This is a genomic window from Pseudomonas sp. BF-R-01, assembly GCF_019946615.1.
GTDB classification, from domain to species: domain Bacteria; phylum Pseudomonadota; class Gammaproteobacteria; order Pseudomonadales; family Pseudomonadaceae; genus Aquipseudomonas; species Aquipseudomonas migulae.
This window is the reverse complement of sequence record NZ_JAGYFX010000030.1, coordinates 18908-38682: the sequence shown is the minus strand read 5'-3', so window position 1 is coordinate 38682 and position 19775 is coordinate 18908. Positions and strand designations below refer to the sequence as shown.

The 19775-nt window shown below is 58.7% G+C and carries 26 protein-coding genes; all 26 read right to left on the bottom strand.

The genetic code is table 11. From position 1 onward, the window contains the following. Window positions 1-3: 3 nt before the first annotated feature. The 26 genes from KGB27_RS13725 to KGB27_RS13600 all read right to left on the bottom strand — a co-directional run bounded on the left by KGB27_RS13725 (window position 4) and on the right by KGB27_RS13600 (window position 19765). Window positions 4-603 carry a YmfQ family protein gene (locus KGB27_RS13725; protein ID WP_223554913.1) on the bottom strand — a complete coding sequence of 200 codons (600 nt, stop codon included), beginning with the start codon at window positions 601-603 and terminating at the stop codon, window positions 4-6. Beyond that, window positions 594-1637 carry a baseplate J/gp47 family protein gene (locus tag KGB27_RS13720; RefSeq protein WP_223554911.1) on the bottom strand — a complete coding sequence of 348 codons (1044 nt, stop codon included), beginning with the start codon at window positions 1635-1637 and terminating at the stop codon, window positions 594-596. The genes KGB27_RS13725 and KGB27_RS13720 overlap by 10 nt, the downstream gene beginning before the upstream one ends. Continuing rightward, the gene (locus KGB27_RS13715) at window positions 1627-2025 is read right to left on the bottom strand and encodes a phage GP46 family protein (RefSeq protein WP_223554909.1); all 399 of its coding nucleotides are present in this window, start codon (window positions 2023-2025) and stop codon (window positions 1627-1629) included. Before KGB27_RS13715 ends, KGB27_RS13720 begins: the two co-directional genes overlap by 11 nt. Beyond that, entirely contained in the window at window positions 2022-2531 is a 510-nt protein-coding gene (locus tag KGB27_RS13710; RefSeq protein ID WP_223554907.1) for a phage baseplate assembly protein V, read from the bottom strand. Before KGB27_RS13710 ends, KGB27_RS13715 begins: the two co-directional genes overlap by 4 nt. After that, a complete protein-coding gene (locus tag KGB27_RS13705; RefSeq protein ID WP_223554905.1) occupies window positions 2528-3634 on the bottom strand; it encodes a phage baseplate assembly protein in 1107 nt (368 codons plus the stop codon). The genes KGB27_RS13710 and KGB27_RS13705 overlap by 4 nt, the downstream gene beginning before the upstream one ends. A gap of 2 nt (window positions 3635-3636) precedes the next feature. After that, window positions 3637-4893, bottom strand: a complete 1257-nt coding sequence (locus KGB27_RS13700) for a DNA circularization protein (protein WP_223554903.1) — start codon at window positions 4891-4893, stop codon at window positions 3637-3639. Then, window positions 4890-6953: a phage tail tape measure protein gene (locus KGB27_RS13695; RefSeq protein ID WP_223554900.1), complete on the bottom strand. Its 2064-nt coding sequence runs from the start codon at window positions 6951-6953 to the stop codon at window positions 4890-4892. Before KGB27_RS13695 ends, KGB27_RS13700 begins: the two co-directional genes overlap by 4 nt. Before the next feature lie 109 nt (window positions 6954-7062). After that, window positions 7063-7380, bottom strand: coding sequence for a phage tail assembly protein (locus KGB27_RS13690; protein ID WP_223554898.1), 318 nt, complete (start codon window positions 7378-7380; stop codon window positions 7063-7065). After that, window positions 7377-7724, bottom strand: coding sequence for a phage tail tube protein (locus KGB27_RS13685; RefSeq protein WP_223554896.1), 348 nt, complete (start codon window positions 7722-7724; stop codon window positions 7377-7379). Before KGB27_RS13685 ends, KGB27_RS13690 begins: the two co-directional genes overlap by 4 nt. Window positions 7725-7784: 60 nt before the next feature. After that, the gene (locus KGB27_RS13680) at window positions 7785-9281 is read right to left on the bottom strand and encodes a phage tail sheath subtilisin-like domain-containing protein (RefSeq protein WP_223554894.1); all 1497 of its coding nucleotides are present in this window, start codon (window positions 9279-9281) and stop codon (window positions 7785-7787) included. After that, on the bottom strand, window positions 9281-9487 hold the full coding sequence (locus KGB27_RS13675) for a DUF2635 domain-containing protein (RefSeq protein ID WP_223554892.1): 207 nt from the start codon (window positions 9485-9487) through the stop codon (window positions 9281-9283). Before KGB27_RS13675 ends, KGB27_RS13680 begins: the two co-directional genes overlap by 1 nt. Next, window positions 9484-10089 (bottom strand): hypothetical protein, encoded by a 606-nt coding sequence (locus KGB27_RS13670; RefSeq protein ID WP_223554890.1) that lies wholly within the window; start codon window positions 10087-10089, stop codon window positions 9484-9486. The genes KGB27_RS13675 and KGB27_RS13670 overlap by 4 nt, the downstream gene beginning before the upstream one ends. Before the next feature lie 61 nt (window positions 10090-10150). Then, window positions 10151-10546, bottom strand: a complete 396-nt coding sequence (locus tag KGB27_RS13665) for a hypothetical protein (RefSeq protein ID WP_223554887.1) — start codon at window positions 10544-10546, stop codon at window positions 10151-10153. Between the two features lie 53 nt (window positions 10547-10599). Next, on the bottom strand, window positions 10600-11121 hold the full coding sequence (locus KGB27_RS13660) for a hypothetical protein (protein ID WP_223554885.1): 522 nt from the start codon (window positions 11119-11121) through the stop codon (window positions 10600-10602). Further along, window positions 11114-11476 carry a phage head closure protein gene (locus KGB27_RS13655; protein ID WP_223554882.1) on the bottom strand — a complete coding sequence of 121 codons (363 nt, stop codon included), beginning with the start codon at window positions 11474-11476 and terminating at the stop codon, window positions 11114-11116. Before KGB27_RS13655 ends, KGB27_RS13660 begins: the two co-directional genes overlap by 8 nt. Then, window positions 11477-11827: a head-tail connector protein gene (locus KGB27_RS13650; protein ID WP_223554880.1), complete on the bottom strand. Its 351-nt coding sequence runs from the start codon at window positions 11825-11827 to the stop codon at window positions 11477-11479. It abuts the gene before it with no gap. A 2-nt stretch (window positions 11828-11829) separates the two neighbouring features. Then, window positions 11830-12117, bottom strand: a complete 288-nt coding sequence (locus KGB27_RS13645; protein WP_223554878.1) for a hypothetical protein — start codon at window positions 12115-12117, stop codon at window positions 11830-11832. Window positions 12118-12158: 41 nt separating this feature from the next. After that, window positions 12159-13376, bottom strand: a complete 1218-nt coding sequence (locus KGB27_RS13640; RefSeq protein WP_223554875.1) for a phage major capsid protein — start codon at window positions 13374-13376, stop codon at window positions 12159-12161. Between the two features lie 2 nt (window positions 13377-13378). After that, entirely contained in the window at window positions 13379-14263 is an 885-nt protein-coding gene (locus KGB27_RS13635; protein ID WP_223554873.1) for a head maturation protease, ClpP-related, read from the bottom strand. 16 nt (window positions 14264-14279) lie between these two features. Then, complete coding sequence (locus KGB27_RS13630; protein WP_223554870.1) at window positions 14280-15701, bottom strand: phage portal protein; 1422 nt, start codon at window positions 15699-15701, stop codon at window positions 14280-14282. Continuing rightward, window positions 15701-17461 (bottom strand): terminase large subunit, encoded by a 1761-nt coding sequence (locus KGB27_RS13625; RefSeq protein ID WP_223554868.1) that lies wholly within the window; start codon window positions 17459-17461, stop codon window positions 15701-15703. The genes KGB27_RS13630 and KGB27_RS13625 overlap by 1 nt, the downstream gene beginning before the upstream one ends. After that, a complete protein-coding gene (locus KGB27_RS13620) occupies window positions 17427-17954 on the bottom strand; it encodes a phage terminase small subunit P27 family (protein ID WP_223554866.1) in 528 nt (175 codons plus the stop codon). Before KGB27_RS13620 ends, KGB27_RS13625 begins: the two co-directional genes overlap by 35 nt. A 158-nt stretch (window positions 17955-18112) precedes the next feature. After that, entirely contained in the window at window positions 18113-18457 is a 345-nt protein-coding gene (locus KGB27_RS13615) for an HNH endonuclease (RefSeq protein WP_223554864.1), read from the bottom strand. After that, entirely contained in the window at window positions 18457-18747 is a 291-nt protein-coding gene (locus KGB27_RS13610; RefSeq protein ID WP_223554862.1) for a phage holin family protein, read from the bottom strand. The genes KGB27_RS13615 and KGB27_RS13610 overlap by 1 nt, the downstream gene beginning before the upstream one ends. Then, window positions 18740-19093, bottom strand: a complete 354-nt coding sequence (locus KGB27_RS13605; RefSeq protein ID WP_223554861.1) for a putative holin — start codon at window positions 19091-19093, stop codon at window positions 18740-18742. Before KGB27_RS13605 ends, KGB27_RS13610 begins: the two co-directional genes overlap by 8 nt. A gap of 189 nt (window positions 19094-19282) precedes the next feature. Beyond that, a complete protein-coding gene (locus KGB27_RS13600; protein WP_223554859.1) occupies window positions 19283-19765 on the bottom strand; it encodes a hypothetical protein in 483 nt (160 codons plus the stop codon). Window positions 19766-19775: the final 10 nt, after the last annotated feature.

The window sequence follows — 19775 nt, the reverse complement described above, 5'->3', positions numbered from 1 at the left end:
CCCTCAGTCATAATTGATGTGCACGCCGGTGTGCGCCGGCGCCGGCCGCCGGATCAGGCATTCAAGAGCATTGCCAGGGTTGGTACCGAACCGTTCGCCCCAGTAGCTGGCACCGAATCGCCTGCCCTGTCGCTGCCGGCCACCGGTGTTGAGCGTCCACATGAACTGCGCCTTCCAGGTGCCGAAGTGCGCCGAACCAAAACGAGAACGCCCCATACGGGGCGCTCGGTGTTCAGTGATGGTTGCGTTCGGGTAACCCTGGCTGACGGCGATATCAATGAAGTAGGCCCGGTCCTGCCCCCCCACTTCCACCAACCGCCGGCGAACCGCAAGGCGGCGATCCTCAAAGGCGGGGTTGGGTCCAAGACAGGAATCCGGCAGCCCCATAATCGCCTCCCAGTCGGGCACCAGTTCGCTGACGCCCGCTGGGTCCATCTCGTTGAGTAGCGCGGCTGCACGGGCATCAAGACGTGAAAATTCCAAGGCCACCCCGGACAACACCAGGGCAACCTCCGGAACAAGCTCCGGATCCCACGCCGGTCCCGAGGGCAGCAAGCTTTGAAGTTGCAGCCGGTACTCTTCTGCGGTTCTGATCACTCCCATGTGATGCCCCCAAACGTCAACAGCTGGTTAACGGCGGGAACAACGTTCCCCACCGGAGCAAGTAACTCGTGATCGGTTTCACCCGGAGAGCCGCTAACGGCTTCACCGATATGAGTCCCCAACAAGGTTTCGCCCAATCCAGCTTCGCGTTCATGCAAGTCAATCAACCGCACCTGAATGGAGGCACGCACAGCCAGTGTGTCTGGCACCGCATGAATTCTGTACAGCACCGGAACTTTGACCGGTGCCAGGACGTACAGCTCAGCGGTGACCGGCCGAACATGCGGCTGTTCGATATAGGCCTTTACCTCGGCCAACTGAGCAGGGTTCGGCACAGACACGACATCACCATCGCGCATCACGAACAAGCCGACTGTGCCAGGGCCGAGATAATTTCGACGACACCAGGCACGAGTGATCCCCGGAACCTCAAGCGCCCATGTTTCATAATCATCAGCGGCGCCACCGTGCGGGATCACCCGGTAAGAGCGTACGACGCGAGCTCGCAGCTGCTCCACGCTCTCTTGAGCGATGCCACCTGCCAAGCCGGGAGCCAAAACAGTGAAAGCATTCACGACACCTTCAACGGGTTGAACCCACGTCAGGACAAGACCGGCTTCCGCATTGCCAAGTACACCCGCGTTGACCGCCTCGATCGTTGTGGTATTCGCCCCCACTACAGTGGTAACGCCCGTGGTCACCTTGTAGGTCCGGCCATCAGCTGCCTGCAACACAACATCGACGTCGAGAAGAGCACCCGCCGCCGCGGAAAAGCCGACCACACCTTTGGCGGGCTGGGCCACCTTGCGAGGCTGATTCAGTCGAAGCGCCGCGATTCGCTCAAGGGTTTCCTCATCCGCCCGGTCTGGCAGGATTTGCTCGGCAATCCAATTGAGGTACCCATACATGCCGTAGGCCGTACCGCTGATCGTTCGCGCCAGTACCTGCGCATCGGATCGGCGAAGCGAATCACCGGCCAAATCGCTTTGCGTACGAGCGATCAGGACGGGCAATGGGGGAGTGTCAAACGGCATAGATCACCTGCCATGAAGAAGGTTGTTTGATTTCCAACCGGGCACCACTGGCGACCGTCAGTGTCGGGATCAGGTTCAAGCGATTGACATCGACCTTCTCGCTGGCGATGTCGATGGCGATCACCTCGCCATCGTCGAGCAGCCATTGCAGTGCCTCACGGGCATAGAACTCAGCATCGCGTTGGGTCTGAGGCGTGAGCTTTACCCGGCGCAGCAAATACAGGCGAGAGCCGATACGGTCATCCGCAATGGCTGGATAGCTGTCACCCCACCAGCCGTAACGTTCGTCGTCATCGATAGGGTCATCTGTTTCGGCCCGCCGCCAGGTATAGAGGCTGATGGTCACGGCACGAAGCAACGAAGTTTCGAGGTCGGACGGAATAATCATTCGGCCTCCGGAACAGGTGGGCCGCTCTGGGCATCGCCCATTTCCACGTTGTTGTGCAGGTGATTGATCTGGCTGACGCTGCCGGCAACCTGATCGCCCTGAGACACGATTTTCCCCGTCTGATTGATAACTGGGGTTTCGAAGTTCACGGCGGTAGATGCCTTGATATTCAAGGTCTCGGTTTCGATGTCGATGACCCGACCGCGCTTCAAGTGCACCTTGTCGCCTTCATCGGTGTAGATGGCCACCTCGCCCGACTTCAGCCCCTGGATCCGGTATCGGCGATCCGCCGCTACCAGCACGACCGCATGGGACCGATCACCGCCGAGGAACGCCGTCAGTACTTCAGCACCACCCAGCGGGTTGCTGGTGAAGCCGTAGGGCTCGAAGTGCTCGGCACCGTCCTTCAGTTCACCTGCGGTGAGACGAACTTGCAGCGTCTGCATCTTTTTCCCGGCGGCAGCCAACACCACAGTGCCGCGGGCCAGCATACTTTTCAGGCTCATTTTTTTGGCTCGTAGTCAGCGGGAATGAGGTACTCAAAGTTGTCGCCCTTCTTCAGCTTCCGCTTGCTGTGCGGATCCTTCGGCTCAGGCTCAAAACTTTCCGGTGGCCCCATCTCCATTTTGGTCACCATCCCCTGATCGCTCAGCGTGTAGGTGATGCGCGAGATCAGCATGTCTCGATCCATGCCGATGATGGGATCGATCACCCGTGTGATCATGTTGTGCCGCCAGAGCTGGCCGTTCGATTGGCGCCATCCCTGCACCGTGTAAGTCACCGTCAGCGCTTTGCCCATGCGGCTGCTGCGTTCCCAGCTCGCCCGGGCCTGCGCCAGTTCGTTGGTCAATTGGCCAGATTCCTGAATGATCAGGACACGCCTGCGTGCCGTGCGATCGTCAGTCAGGGTCGCGGACACTTCAGCGGCATCGGCGCCGTACTCCTCATCCGTGCCGCTTTTCTGGCCCAGCACCTGGTATTCAGAAAACACGCCGGAAAAGTCGAGCGGCGCATCCCCAATTTTAACGTTCTTGCCGACCTCGATCGCATCAAAGGTGCGGCCTCCGCTGCCAGGGCTGGCAAGCACCGCAGCACCGCGCGCGTCGTCGGTGGAGAACACCCGAAACAATGTCAGCAGCCGATCAATGGATGAGAACGCTGTCTCGCCGGGCTCGATGGTGTGATCAGACAGCTTGCCGCCCTCAGGAATTTCGCTGTTCACCGTGATGCTATACGGCAAGGCCAGCGCCCTGACGATGGAAAGCACCGACTGGTTGTTCCACTGGCCGGGCTTGTTGACTGCGGCGCAGTCCACCAGGTCGGCAGTCAACGACCTGCCACTGATCGACTTGGTGATTTGCTTATCGTCGTAGCTGACTGGCGTAGCGAATACCCAAGCCGTCAGCACCAGGTCATCACCGATCCGGACCTGACACTTGTCGCCCTGCCTGATCGGTATGTTTTGAACCTGCCCCGGCCACTTCCAAGTCATCGACACATTGAATGAACGGGCCTGATCCTCAAGCCCTGCGGTGATCTCCACCGATTTCCAGCCGAAGTAATCCTGGCCGTCAACCGTGAGGGTGACCGCATTTTGATCATCAGGCATGGTTACCTCTGTGCGATTTTTATAGGCAGCGCCGGCACAAAGCCCGGGTGCCGAATGCGATTGCGCTGAACAACCTCCGGCGCTCGCGTGGCGTCACCGAACCTTCGGTAAGCCAACACCAATGCCGACAGTGTTTCGGGTGGGGTGACATCGACCAGCCTGACGCCTGATTGCGCGACGGCGGTCAGGTGTTTCACCACCGCTTGGCGAAAGCTGTTCAGTGCCAGGTAATGGTCGGGATCTGCTTTGAGCGATGCATCGTGGATGGCTTCGTTGAGGTGGTCGCGCAGCTCGATCACGTCATCCGCCACCGGCACATCCGGTCGAACAATCGGCTGAAGCGCTTGCTGCTCGACAGAGGGCATCGACTCAATAGATTCAGGCTGAGTGGCCACCGGCATTTCGCTGACGATCAACCCGATTTGTACCAGCACCGAGTCCTGCACCAGGTTCGCAGTCGCCTGCGAGGCTTTCACCGCATCTGTGCCGCCGATCGTACTGACGGTATTAATGCTGCTTACGGCTCCCACCTGCTGCGTGGCCGCCGCCACCGCCGAGCGGTAACCCGAACCCGAGCGGGAGCTGAAAAAGCTGGATCCGGAAAAGCTGCTGAAGTAGCTGGAGAACAGCGACGACAACGAACCCGGCGAATTCATCAGCGATTGCGCGAACCCATTGACGTCAGTGAAGACACTCACGAACGGCGCGAACTGCTGCTGAACCACAGAGAACACATTCGACAGGCTGTTGCGCATCTGGAGCAAACCAAGCCGGGCTTGGTTGACGGTGCCCATCGCCGATTGATACCGATTGAGCGATGAAGTCAGCAAGCTCTCGGACGACTTCACCACCTGAGCCTGAGTGTTGACTCTGGCGGCAGGCGTCTTCAACGGCACATCCGGATAGAACGTCAGATCAAAGGTGATCATGCCGCCGCCGACGAGATCATGTGACATTTCGCACTCGCCGGGCTTGACCTGCATTCGACCGAGCCAGGGATGCACCAACTCCCCAGCGTCCGGCGTGCCCAGCGCCTCAATCAACTTGTCTCGGCGATCGAAGCAGTCATCACCTATGACCCATGCCGTCATCTTGTGCACCTGGGACTGCTTACCCAGTGGCTCGAAGAACGGCGTATCCCGCTGCGGGAACTCGTGCAGCTGCCCCTTCATCCCCACCGGCACCGACGTCTGGGGAATCAAGAAACTGATGCCCCGGAACGACGCCGGCAAAAGTCGTTCTCTCCATGTGTCGGTCATTGGCCGGGCCTCATAATGCCGATGGATCGGGTGCCAACGCTGGGCTTGATACTCAGGCCAGGTTGGTCGGTTTTGGCTTGGTCAACGGTGGTACCGGGCGGCGCCCCGTTCAGGTTGATGTTGAGTTCACCATTGAGCTTCTGCGCCTGATTCGCCGACGCCTGCTGAATCAAACCGCCGGACTGCGCCACAAGATTGGGACGACTCATGAGCTTGTCAGTGCTCGGGATGCCCGCGGCATTTTTCATCATCCGCTGATAACGCTGTGCACCTTCGACAGCCCCTGCCTCAACAAACGAACCATCACCGCCACCTGGTCCCGCATTGCGCACTCGCTGCCCTTCGGCAAACTCATTCGCTTTGTTGGTCGCGGTTTTGATAATCCCTTCACCGCCCTCACCGCCACCGAAGTACTTCATCATCGGCTCGATGATCGGCTTCAGCTTTTCCCAAAGGCTCTGGAACCATGCGGCGATCGGCTCCCAGTTTTTGACGATCATTCCAAGTGGCGTCCAGTCGAACATATGGCTCAGGAACTCGATGACCGGTCCGGAGACAGCGACCAGCACACCCCACAGCGCAGAGAACAACTCGGTCAGAGGCCCCCAGTTTTCAATCACCATGCCGATCGGGGTGAATGCAAACGCCTGCTTGAACCAACCCCACAGGACCATGGCCGGGCCTTTGATCTTTTCCCAGATCGCCTGGAAATAAGGCGCCACCGTTGACCAGTTCGCAATCAATAAGCCGGCGGCCAGTGCAATGCCCCGAACGACGAGCCCGACCGGGGACATCGCCGTGACCGCGCTGAGAATCTTTGTAGCCACCACGGCGCCCATCACAGCTACACGCAACACGCCGAAGGCAAACGCTGCTCCAAGCACACCCCTGATCACGCCAGGGTGAGCACTGGCCAGTTCAGACATTTTCGTAACGGCTGGCCCGATCTGCTCCATGAAGGCATTGAACGGCGGCAGAAGTGCTCCGCCAACTTCAACGCCCAGACGAGTGACCTTGTTGGTGAGCAACTGCATGGCGTTGGCCGTGGTGGCAGACCGCGCCGTGTACTCACTTTCCATCGAGCCGGCGAACTTCCCTTCCTTCCCGACTGCCGTGAAGCTGGACTTCAAAAGATCCAGGTTCGTCAGCAGCGGCGCGATGGCGGACACCGATTCCGTACCGAAGAGCTGGGTCAGGAGTCCGGCCTGCTTCGCCGGGTCAACCTTGGCAATGCGTTCGAGCACGTCTTCGATGGTACCCTGCGCATCTTTTTGCATGCTCTTCGAAACTTGTTTCACATCCAGGCGCAGCGACTTGAACGCCTCCGACTGCTGCTTGGTGGCCGCGCTACCTTTGGTCAGCGACAGCATGAAGTTCTTCATGCCCGTTGCAGCGACCTCACTCGGAACGCCTACACCCGCGAGGGTTGCGCCCATTGCTGCGACCTGCCCCGCAGACAGACCCGCGATCCCACCCAACGAACCGATGCGAGTCACAATGTCGGAGACCTGCGCCGCCGAGGAGGGACCGATGTTGCTCAGGTAATTGATCTTGTCAGCCAGCGTAACCACTTCTGGCTGAGTCATTTTGAATGAGGTCCGCCACTTGGCCATCATGTCGCCGGACTGGTCAGCAGTCTGGTCGAAAGCGATACCCATCTTCACCGCGTCCTCGGCAAACTGCTTCAGCTCGCCGCGGGCAAAACCGGCTTGCCCACCGGCGGCGACGATGGAAGCAATGCCACTGGCAGCCATCGGCATTTTTTCCGACATATCAAGGACGTCCTGTCCCATCTGCTTGAACTGTTCGGGCGTCTCGAACGTGACCACTTTTTTCACGTCAGCCATGGAGGTTTCAAACTCCATCGCAGCACGGGCACCGGCGATGAAGGGCGCCGCGAAAGCGCCACCCTGCAACATATCCTTGAACCCGATGTTGCCTAAGCCGCTGCTGTTCATCTGTTTACGGAAACCCGCAACGTTCTTGCGGATACCTGTGAGCGTCGGTGACAACTTGTCGACGCCCGTGATCAACGCCTTGAGCTGGAACTTGTCCGCCATCACTGCACCTGCTGAAGTTCGTTTATGCGTTCCGCGTGCTCAAGGCTTTCCATAAGCACATCCAGCGGCCTGGCCATCATTTGCTCGGGGTCGACCTTCCACCACCAAGCTAGGTTGTAGGCGACTGAGACAAGGTCGGAGATGGCTTCGACGCCGCACTCATGAAAAAACCGAAGAGCTTCCACCCCAACTTGTTCAGATCCGCAAGGTCCAACTGGTTGACCGATGTTGGCGGGATTGCCGCACAAATTGCGATGTATTTCCCGACAGCCTCCATGTCGAGAACGGCGTCTTCGTTTTGATCAACCTTGTAAGGCAGCACCTTGATTTTTCGCACTTCCACCACGGTTGGTCGGCGCAGTGTGAGCTCTGTCAACTGCTCGCCATGTGCCTCGATAGCCACATCAAGTTTCACTATTTCGCTCATTGCCATACCCCTTTGCTGCCGTCGAATTGAAATTCAATGGTTCCGTCATCGCCTTTCGATACCGGCTCGTCAACCACGTACCCTCCCGACAGCACGTAGACTTTGCCGTTTGCGAACTCACCCGTAACCGTCATATCCGTGCCTTCGGTCAGCTTCTTGATCGGCAAATCCGGATCATGAATGGCGGTCATCTTCAGATACGGAGTCACCTTTTCGGCCTTGTAGAATCCCGGATAAACCGTCTCCCGCTTTTCATCCATCAACGGCGCCTCCATACCGCCGGTGATGGTGAGTTGCATACCATCAACCTTGACGTAAGCCGTACCGGCTACTTTTTTACCCATGGTCTGAATCTCCAGAATGCAAAAGCCCGCTCAGGGCGGGCTGGGTGATCTCGATCAGTGTTACGCCGCGGCGGGGTACTGATTGCGGAACTGGTTGAGCATCGCGAAGATGCGCAGGCCGTTGATGTAGTCCGGCGGGAATAGCACGTTTACGCGGCCCGAGTCGTTGGGGTCACGCTCAACCACCAGGTGCTGAGCAAACAGCTCCGCGTTTTCTACATGGCCTTCCGTTTCCAGCTTGCCATACTCCGCAATCAACTCGCCGCGGATGGTACTCGGCGTGACAATGGGCTGGCCGGGACCAAACTGCGTGCCATCGTCGGCAAGCTTATGCCGACCGTACTTGCTGGTGATCACGCTCTGCATGCGCCGGATGATGAACGCCGACTGGTGCATCGTCTCGCTGTCCAGATAGGAGTTATCAGCCTGTCCGTAGGCGTTTTTCTGGTAGGTGGTGATCGAACGCTGAATGCGAACATAGCCACCTTCGTAGTAAGCCGTAGCTATCCCATAGGCAAGCAGCGATTTTCTCTCAGGCAGTGTGAATCGTTCACTCGCTGCCGCAGGTTCTAGCCCGGCCATCGCACCGCTTTGCGTTGGTCGGCTGGCGTCCGCGGAAATGAAGACTGCCGTGCGGGCAGCCAGCCCAGCGGCCTGCAACCAGAATGGCTGTGGCACGCCCAATTCCATGGCCTGAATGGTCATGTGCTGGTCATTACGAACCTGACCAGCCGCCACCAATGTACCCAGTGTCCCGCGCTTCGCGCCGTAAACGTGACCGAACAACTGCTTGGCCCAACTCCAGCGACCCGCATTGTCGTCCATTGTTTCCTGCCAAGCGTTCAGCGTTGTCGTGTCTGACCAGGGTACACAGATGAACTCGAATGGCTCGTCGCCTAGTGCAGCAACCGCATCGATTTGGTCAGGAGTACCGACACCCGCTGTCATCGGTGTAGCCACAACCGTCAAGCCTGCGGGTGTCATTTCGCCATTGGACTTACCGAGGCGATTCAAGACGATCCCAATGTCGTTGCCGCTTTCGCCCCCCCATTTGCAAGTAAGCGTAACGACCCCCTCAGCCGCCACAGCGGTTACGGGCAAGTCAGGTGTAGCGTTGATCTTCACTGCCAAGGCGGCGGCTGCCACTGCTGGTGAAGCCGCAGAAACGACAATCGACTGCACACGGACGCCACCAACGTACAAGTTCAGAAGACCCGCTTCGGTCGCTGTTCCGGTGATGGTCACCGTAGCCTTAGCCGCAACACCGGTATCGATCTGAAGAGGCAGACACCAAACCTCCCCAACCGGATCGGTCTTGCGCCAGGTTTCGTACATCGAGGCCAACATCGAACCCTGACCACCGACATCCCTTGCCTGAGCCAGACTCGAAACCAGCACCAACTTACCAATGCTCGGGTTATCAGCATCGTCGTTGACCTGGGCAACAATCAATCGACGCATGGCTGACGATGCACTGTTGGCGGCCGAGTTATCCATCTCTGCATAGAAGAGCGGTACACGCATATCAGCGGGGATGCTGCTGAATCCAATAGCCATTATTGCGATTCCTCAGGTTTCGGCGTGGTGACGCCCTTGGTGGATTGAGCTTTTTCAGCCTTGAGGGTGACATCCCCACTTGCCTGGCAGCGGCGCCACCATGCGTTATCGGGGACTTCCCGGCCTTCAACTGGCAACAGATCGCCAGCTTCAGGGTCGGGCACAGAGCGGCCAGAGGCCGGCACCACAGTGATGCGTTTGGTCATGGTGTTACGTCTCCTGAGAATTTCGCTTCGATGCGCCCATCCGGGCCAGGTCGTTGCTGGTTTGGATCTGCGGGGTCGATGCAGTCCATGTTGAAGTTGACGCCGGTGAAACCGGTCAAACCGTCGAGGGCGCGTTCGTGCCAGGTCTCGGCAGGCGCTACGGGTTGACCGGGGCCGGAGCTATTCCGGCCAAGCTGGAAGCCCGTGAGGAAGGTGAACTGGTACACCACCCGTGCCCGGCTGATATGAAGCAACGCGCCTTTGTCGTATTCGATCCAGTCGTAATCAGGATCCGGGCGCCAGCCAACCAGCGCACGCCAGAGTTCAGCGCGCAGGTCGTGCAACAAATCATTGTCTTGCTGACCGCGTTCATCGCTGGTGTCGAGGACGATCACCACGGCGAACTGCTCTGTAATGTCTTGGATGACTGCGTTCTGCGCTTTGCTCGGGGTCGCCGCGTCCGCCGAGGCAATCACGTAAGCGGCGGGCAAAGCCAACTGCGCACTCTCGACCACCGCGTCCCAATCGATACCGCCGGTGACTCGACCAGCAAAGGTGGGGCAAGCCCCTCGCAGATGAGAGACGATAGGGTTCAGTTTCATTGATCAAATCTCGGGTATAAAAAAACCCCGCATCAGCGAGGTTCTTTTTTAAAGTGGCGAGTCAGCCTTTGTTAAAACTTTCCAAAGCGGCGCCGACATTGATGTCGGATGGCAGCGGAAGCTTCATAACCCCGATGTCAGGCTCCGAGGAAAACTTGGTCTCGGCTAATTGGCGAGCACTTCCATTGATTGGTTTAAATGTGCCAGCGTCATAGAGCCAGATATGCGGCATGCTCTTGCCATCCAGCGTCATGTTCCAACACCCGACCATGGAGCGAGCACCGATCACTTTTGACTCACATTCGACAGACCCTTTCGGGTAGATCTTATGGTTCAGATAAATGAGCGTGATGCGGTCGATGGCATCGCCCGGCGCCTTATCGGCAGCCTCGGCCGCATTGGCATTCATCACCAGCGCCAACATGGCGATGGGAACAAGCAGGTTCAACAGCTTCATAGCGAACTCCCTGTAATGAGAGCGGCAAGCCTATCCCAAAGCCGTTTCGCGAGTCACGTCAACGCAGCTGCGAATGCAGCTTTCAGAATTGACTCAACCTGCGAGGACGAATCCTGCAGGGCGTCGGCCATGTAGTTGTCACGAGGCGTGATACGCCACTCTCCCGCTGCTCGCTCGGCGACAAGCCGGGCACGTGCGCCAGCTGCGCGCCGATTTGTTTTTCCCTTCCCTTTACCTGGCGCGAGCTTTCCGGGGCGACGGCCTTTCTTCACCCCGTAGTGCAGGAAGGCCGGGTAGAACTCTTCCATTGCCGAGGTTTTGGCGGGGGCAATACGAACGAGAAATCCAGATCGAGAAACCTTGAAGCTGATCGACGCTACCGTGGCCCCTGTACGATTGACCGGATAACCGTCCTGACCTTTGCCGAGCGCAAGGTTCATCTGTGCCTTTTGCGTGACCAACCGCCCGACCTTGCGCATCCCTGCTCGAATCTGCCGTTTATCGAATGCGTCACGCTCGAATTTATCGAAGCCCTCGAAATGCAGGTAACTCTCAACCGACGCTGAGTTAGACATAAACCCCTCCCCCGACTTGCTCCAGGCCCAGCTCCTCAACTTCAAGAACAGTGAATCGAGTCTTACCATTCATGTTGAAACCACGCTTCACTCTGTAGCTGGTGTCACCGTGAATCACTTCAAACGCGGTGGTAATCCCCTTGCGATAACGCAGTATCACGCGGTGCGTTATCTTGGCTTCCGTCTGAACGCTGCCTGAGTAAACGGCGGACCCCACCGGCTCGATCTTTGCCCACCTGGGATTCACGTCCGAGAAAACGGACTCCAACCCCATATCGTCGGCAGGCACGTCATCACGACGGCGCAGTAGGACATGCTTATCAAGCTCTCCGGCGCCAGGCTCTCGGTAGGCCATCTAAACCCCCAGTTTCACCCGGTAAGGGTGCAGCAACGATTTCGAGCCCATTGGCAATTCAACGACCGATGCGACGTTGATCCCGGTCACACTATCCTCGCGATTGGCATACAAATGACCGAGCATGAGCAGGCACGCCGCTGTGATCGATGGTGAAATCACTATTGGATCATCACCGGCCGCACCCTCAATGACTGCCGCCTCCAAGGCGGCGGTGTCCACGTAGAAGCTGCGCTGCAAATACTGTCCCGCACTGTCCTCGACAGCAGCGAGCAGCACCTCGACATACCCCCGGTCTTCAGTCTCAGCTCGCAAATGCTGCATCGCCAGATCAACCGATATCGCCCCCATGATCAGGTCGCCTTCTTTTTCTTCGCTGTGGCTGCTTTGCCTGGGGCAAGATCTTCATCGCCCACAGCTGCACCCGGCGGGGTCAACATCAATTGCTCACCGGTCAACGACATGGAGCTTACGACCGGCTCCTCGGCCAAGGTGACAACAGGCTCAGCGTCCGACTCATCAAGCGCGGCATAGCCCTTGGCGATCAGCTCGCGGCCGTGCTGCTCGTGTGTTTCGAACGACCGTCCCTCAACCACCGTCTTGCCGCCGAGGTACAACGGCTTCAGCGTAATCAGTTTCATGGTGCTCTCCAGTTGGCCGCCCGGAGGCGGCCTTGTCAGGATCAACCGCCCGCAGGTTCAGGGGCAGTGAACGGGCCATAAACGAAGGCTTCCGGGCGCTTGACCACCAGAGCCAACCGCTCTTCACAGCGGATCGTGATCATGTTCTTCTCGAAGTCATCGGCGTTTTCAGTGCTGATCACCACGTTCGCATCCTCGCGATCGAAGAGCTGAGCACCGGTCTGGAAGGCACCGGTGAGGAACTTCCCTTCGAACCCTACTGCTTCGGTCGCTACCACCGGCAGCCCCCAGAGCACAGGACCGGCCAAGCCCAACGGGTTGGCCAGGATGTATCGACCAAGCGTGTCTTTCGTCAGCTCGATTTTTGCCCAGTCCATGAAGTGCAGGACGTGACCGCTCGAAGGCAGACGGGCCAGCTGGCATTGCAGCATGGCCAGGCGCAGGTCATCGATGCCCGACTGGTGATCGACCTCGAACGCAGGATCGTAGACCGAGGCTTGCGGCACGATGCCGTGCAAGTGAACCCCGGTACCGTCGGCGAACAGAATTTCCTGCTCTTCGACGTACTTCAGTCCGTAACGCATTTCGATATCGATGGTCGAACCGAGTTGTGCGAAGTCGTCCAGAATCTGTTTCGACGCTTTGAACAGGTGAGCGATGGTGGACACACCAGTGATTTTTGGGGTGAACGTGATGCCCGAATACGGCTTGGCCGTTCCTTCCGCCACAGCCTTGGCCGCGTTGGTAAAGCCAGTTTGTTGCACCCAGAAGATGGCCGGCGAGCCCGTCTTTCCGGGTGCGATCAGGTCACGGATGAACAAACGTTGTTTCGGCGAGACATCGATGCCCGGAATACGCTGTGGCTCAACAACACCCGCCGGGACATCGCCCGACAACAGGGCCGCGCTGACAGGAATGCTCAGCCGTTTGTTGCCTTCCACACTTGCCGCGAACGCCTTCAGCGCTTCGCTTTTGATGATGGTGCCACCCAGCGTTTCGCGCGACTGACCAGAGGCCTGTGCCGGCAGCCGGGCGAACTCCTGCTCCATTTCACCCAGTTGCGCCTTGAGCTGCTTCTCAGCCTCGGACAACGAGTTGAATTTGGTGGCCAGTTCGTCGACGGCGTTTTTGGTTTCCGCCGAGAGGTTGCCGGCTTTTTTTGCCTCGGCCAGCGCGTCTTCAGCCTTTTTGCTGAACTCGCTGCTGGCCTTCGCCAGTTCGGCGGATACGCTTTTAAGCAGTTCGGTTGTATCGGTCATTATCAAGCTCCAGGAACAATTGAGGCTGCCGCCTTGAACTGAGCGAGGGCTCGTTCTAATTCAGCAATGGCTTCGGCCGGTATGGCCTGTGGTTCGGTAGCGCTCGGCTTACCCGGACCGGCAGCGCCTGGCGTGCCGGTCTTGATGTCTTGAATCAGGGAACGGCGCTCAGTGCGCGGCATTCCCTGTTTTGCAAGAATGACGTCCAGTCGGCGCGCCGCGACTTGCTGCGGGCTACCGGCCTTAGGGTCACGTTTGGTGGCATCGGAGGGCAGTAACTGGTCGGCGAATCCCTCTTCAATCGCAACAGAACCCGCCATCCATGTTTCAGCATCCATCAGTTTCTGCATGGCTTCGGTGGGGTCACCAGTGCGCGCAGCGTAGATGTCGGCCAGGGCGATATCGATCTGTTCCAGAAAGTCCGCCACTTCCCGAATGTCGTTGCGGTTGCCACCGACAATCGTCCACGCGTTATGGATCATCAGAAACCCAGCACGGGCGATCTGGACATCATCGCCAGCCATCGCGATAAACGATGCGGCGGATGCAGCAAGACCCAGCACCTTCACGGTCACTTTGCCTTTGTGCTCGCGCAGCAAGTTGTAGATTGCCAACCCTTCGAACACGTCGCCGCCAGGTGAGTTGATATTGACGGTCACGTCCGCGCCATTCATCGACCGTAGGGCGGCGCTGATGCGCTTGGCGGTCACCCCCTCCCCGGTCCAGAAGTCATAGCCGATCGGGTCATAAATCGAGATGGTGTTCTCTTCGTCTGCCGCCGCCCGGATCTCGGGGTTCCAGCGCTCAAGCGCCAAGGGCAACATGTCGCAGGAAACATCCACGCGCGGTCGGGCCGCCGGTGCCGCCGGAAGCGTTTTGATTGTCATGAAAACTCCGAGAGTGTCAGGCGGCTTTTTTCAGCCGGTCGATAGAGATCAGCGCGTGGGCCATGACGGTACCGTCCGGGTCACCGGCCTGAAGGGCCTTGGCCGCTTCGCTGTAAGCCAGTTGAATCGAGGCCTTGTCGCCCGCGTCGTTGGCCACCATCAGGTCCTGCATGAACTTCGCAGCCTTCGCCGATAGCCCGCCGTTTTGGCCCAACCATTCCAGCGAAACCATGGCGCCTTGCACGGTGTAGACCTCGCCACCCGGGATCGGCGGCAGGTTTTCTTTGCGCCGAACTTCGTTGCGGTTCATCCAGCCATTTGTCAGCGCGCCGTTGTAGTACGCAGAACGGCCCGCGCTATCTGCACGCAGAAGGCCCTCAACTGAGAACTCGGCGAAGAACTCATCGGAGTCCTGATCACCGATCAGGCAGCGGGTGATTTCCTGCTCGATGTTGACCAGCAGCGGCCGCAGGCAGTTGGTGAGGAAATGCAGGTTTTGCGATTCGGTGCTCGCCGCCCAGCTGCTCTGCTTGTCCATGTGACCGACCATGAACGGGGGCACTTGGAACCAACGGCAAATTTCCTCGACGTTGAAGGATCGCGTCTCCAGCATCTGAGCCGCTTCAGGATTCATCGTGATGCCCTGATACTTCAGGCCCGCTTCCAACACCATGGTTTTGCCAGCATTGGTCGAGCTGCTGAAGGCGGCCAAGCTGGCCCGCAACAACTCACGTTGCTTGTCAGTAAGCGTGCCAGCACCTTGGGCGCTGCCACCCTCGACCGTCAGGAAGCCGGAGGCTTGCAAGCCGTTTGCAAATACCTTCGCCGCGGCTTCTTCCGCCGACATGGCCGCGCCGATGATGTCGCGCCCCGTGGTGATCGGCAGCATCCCGCACACACCATCAAGGCCGAAGCCGCGGATGTGCACCAACATCTTTTCGGCGATCACACGCTTGGTACCATTTTCGGTGTAGCTGTATTCCAGTCGCCCATTGGCCAGGCGCTCGACCTTCATGCACTGTGGCAGCAGCGGAATCAACGCCGTAATGCGGGTGCCGATCATCTTCTTTTCAATGAAGGCATTGCCACGCAAACAGATGCTGGCCACGACCATCAGCATGAAGCGCTGCGGGGTCATCTCGATATTGGGTGAGCGACAGAGCACCCGGTACAACGGATGATCGGTGGCCACTTGTCGTGACCCGTCCGGCATCCGCCGGTACAGCTTCAACGGTAAGGTCGATACCGATTCAGACAGCAGCCGGACACAGGCCCAGACGGTAGACAGACGCAGCGAACTGTCGACGGTTACCGACTTTCCGCTGCTGGATGTACCGATCCATTCCTGCCAGAACGCGGTGTTGTTCAGGCCGATCGGCACACCCAGCCATTGCTGGAGGGCGGCACGAACTCGCCCGGTTTTCGTTTCCCGCGCCATTAGATTCCCACCATGATCGGATTGTTGTAGAAGCCGTCGCGGTCGCCAGAAACAACAGGCTGAGAATCTGCCGCACCAATGCTCATCGCCAGCGCAACAACGCCATCGATTCGACCGGTGCTTCTACGCTTGGCAAATATTCGATTGTCTTTCTGGTCCGCATCCAGCACCGCGCTGGCTGCGTTCCAACGCAGCACAGGGTTGGTCTTTATCTTGATGCTCTTTTCGGTGAGCAGTGTTTCGGTCAGCTCAATAGAGCGCGGCATCCACAGCCCGGTTTCTTTCGAGACGGTGTAGCCCTGACCATGCGGCAGCAACGGTACGTCAATGCCTTGAGCTTCAAGTTCAGGCGTGAAGTACTTAATGCGGTACGGGTCGAACGCGATGCCTTGGATGCTGTATCGCACCGCCAGCTCGCCCACGCGAGCAGCGACTGCCGCATAGTCGACAGCCATACCTGGCGGCGCATGCAGGAAACCGCCCCGAACCCAAGCGTCGTAGGGCACACGGTCGACGCGAGCCCTGTCGAGCAGGCTGTCTTTGGGCGTCCACAGTTCAGCGACTGCCAACTTCAACCGTGGGAAATACAGCACCAGGGCCGTGAGATCTCGCGAACCGGACAGGTCGAGGCCGCCATAACAAGGTTCGCCCTCGGGAATCTGCTCGAGATCGTAATCGTCTTCACAGGCCATCCAGATGTTTGCGGCCAACCAAGGGTTCGCGGCATCCACCCACTCACAGAAGTTGAGTCGTCGCACGCTCGATTCTTTCGAGGGCATGCCGCGGGCTTCGGTGACCTGCTCGCGCAAGTATTTGAGACCTGGCACACCACCGTTTGCATCACCAGGCTTGCCGAACGCGAGGCTTGGATTCGACTTGTACCAGCAACCCTCGTCCTTGATCGGGTCATCACCCGGATCGAGTGAGCAGATGAAGGCAAAGAAACTGTCGTCCTGCTTATCACCCTTACACAGCGCGATGCCGTATTCGTGGTACTCGTAACAGATGGTCGTACGGTCGTGTCCGCTGTTGGTGATCATCACGATCATGGCTTGGCGCCGGCTTTTTGTGCCGGCTCGCATCATGTCAACGACCGTACGAGTTTTGTGTTCGTGGATCTCGTCAAGCAAGGCTATGTGCGGTCGCGGCCCTGACTGGCCATCGTCCGCACTGATCGGGCGAAAGAAACTACCCGATGCGGGGTGTGCAAGGTTCCAGACTTTTTCCCCACGACCCGACTGTTCAATCCGCTCAGCCAACAGCTGCGACTGATCGACCATTGCCACGGCGTCGCGGAAAAGGATCATGGCCTGGTCTTTTTTCGTCGCGGCGGCATAGACCTCAGCCCGAGCCTCTCCGTCGGAGGTCATACCCAACAGGCCGATACCCGCAGCCAATGGCGATTTACCCGACCCCTTGCCGGTTTCCACGTAGGCAGTTCGGAACCGGCGGTATCCATCGGCCGCTTTCCAGCCGTACAGCGAGCCGATCACAAAGGCTTGCCAAGGGTTCAAGATGAACGGCAGCCCTTCGTACTCACCACCGTTGAGGCACAGCACGTTTTCGTAATATCCGATGGCCCGCTGCGCAGCGGGCAAATCCCAACGCAACCCACGCGATGGGCCGAGCCTCAAATCGTTGAGGTGCCGCTGGCAGGCGTTGCGCACGTCGGGGCCGGCGATGATCCGGCCGGCCAGCACATCGTTCGCGAAGGCGGCTGTGCGATCAGAAGTAAGTGTCGACGATTCGTTTTTGTTCATTGGGGAACAACTCTCCCTGAGGCGCCGCGGGCTTCAGTGATCGGCGGGCCATAGGCGAGAATCCGAACTTGCCACCGGCGTCATTGGCGCGGCGCTCAGCATCGTTACGCAGCTTTCGCCAGATCGAAAGATCCTGAGCACCGGTGCGGTAGGTCTGCACGTCACCCTTGGTTGAGCTGGACAGGCTCTCGTTGAGTTCCTGAATCTTCAGGGTCCACCGTCGGTAGTCCGACACGGCTTCGCAGTACTGAGCCATAACCTGCATATCCATCTTGGAGATGAGCCCGAGCGTTACCAGGTCAGGAACCACCCTCTCCCATTCGCGCCGGGCATCTTCGTCGAGCCAGTCGGGCATCGGCGGCGCCTCGACCGGCATTACCGGCTGGCTTTGCTCGCGCAATAGGTCGCTGCGGTTCTTCTTGCTACGGTTGCCATTGATTAAATGGACGACGGCCGGCAGGGCTGGTCGCCCGGAGTTCTCGTTCCCGGCCATTTCAAACCTCAGATTTCACGTACGCACACTTAACTTTCCGAAGGGGTACCCCCCCATTTTTCCCGCTTTTGTGTAAAGACCATGGCGAGGGGTCAGCGAGCAAAAAGGTGCAGACTTTTTACCCACCCCCCTAGGGGCAGTGACATGCCGCTATGGCCTCAGCCCTGAGCCCAGTGGTGGCCCGGATCCAACGGTATCCCCTGCTCACTGCATCCGATCTCGTGCCCGCGCTTCTCAACGCGCTGCTTCGTCGAGTCGTGATGAACCTTGCAGAGTGCCTGCCAGTTGCCCTGATCCCAGAACAACTTCTGAGCCCGAGCAATGGCAGCCTTGTTTCCAGATTTAATTGCGTCCTTCAACCCGTGCCGGATCTTGTGGTCCACCACCCGGGAAGCGGCGATCAACCCTTGCTGCTGACACATCACGCACAGCGGATGCTTCAACAAGTAAGCGCCGCGCGCCTTCTCCCAGCGGCTGTCGTAAACCCTCGGCTCGGCACCCATCAACCCATCTTCCAAACACGCGCAAGGTTGCCCGAGCTTTTGCAGACGGACCCAACGAACACCGCCAACAGAACCACCAACGGCCAAGAGTTATGAGGCATCACCAACTGGCCCTTGCCGATGTACACCACCGCAGACCCAGCCGCGACCATCACCAGCCAAGCAAGGCAACTCATGTTCCGCCGGAACCGAGCGCCGTGCCGCTTGAACGTAAACAGCCGAACGAACAACGCGATGCACAACCAGAACGTCGCCTGCGTCAGCACCTGTTGCAATAGTTGACTATCCATCCTGCCGCCCTTGCTGTTCAGCAATGAGGCCGCGCCGCTTGATAACGGCCAGCGCAACGGTGACAACCACTACCGAAGCACCGAACGCCGCAGGCCCGGTGTACTTGAATGGCCTGGTGCCGAACATCTCAACCTCGGCCATGCCAGGGGCGAACATGTAACCCATCACGAAAGACACGAGCAGGAAAAGCACTCGCTTCCATACAGGCAATTCCTCAGTCGTGGTGAAGAACACCAGCGAGCCAGCTAGCGCGCCAATCACTGCGAGCATATCCACGCCCGCCAGCAGGCCAGTAGCAGCCAGTCCCACACCACCGGCGACGACAATAGTTGCCGGCTCGCTCATGCTGATTCTCCATTGCAGACACCCATCGGGCCGAAAATAAAAACCCCGCCGAAGCGGGGTTAGGTGACCGGCTCAGGGAGGGCCGGGTGAAGCTGCACAGCACGTGCGAGGTCAGCGCCGAGGCGCAAATTCCATATCGTGGGGACTTTTTACCCCCTCAGTACGAAACCGAAAAGGGAGCATTTTCGGTTATCCAACTTGACGCAACTTTGACGCAACTTTGAGGAGACTTTGAGGCATTCCGCCCCGACCAGTGGCAAGCCACTTGCGAGCATCAGCACGCTCAGTGATCACCGTCAGCAGCCGTTCGTGAAGACCGTGCACCTGGTCGTAGTAGGTCTGCTTCGCCTTGGACTCAAATCCCAACAGATGCATCTGCATCAGCCAGGTCGGCGCGGGGTCATCGCCATAACGCAAAGCCGCCAATCGCTGTAACCGCTCGCCCCGCTCATCCTGCCGAGCGATCTCTGACAAAGCTGCGCCAATCTCCTGAGCAACAGCATCAGGGCCAGCTCCAGCGCCGAGGATGATCCGCGACCCGGGCGTGCCGCGAGGTGCGCAACCGCCCCACTCCATGATCGTGGCCATCGGGCTGCCCATGCCGCCGCTCTCCCCGTTTTTCCGGCACTGATCCCCCCAGTGGATTAAAAGCACTTCCATTTCCCTAATCATCACTCGCTCC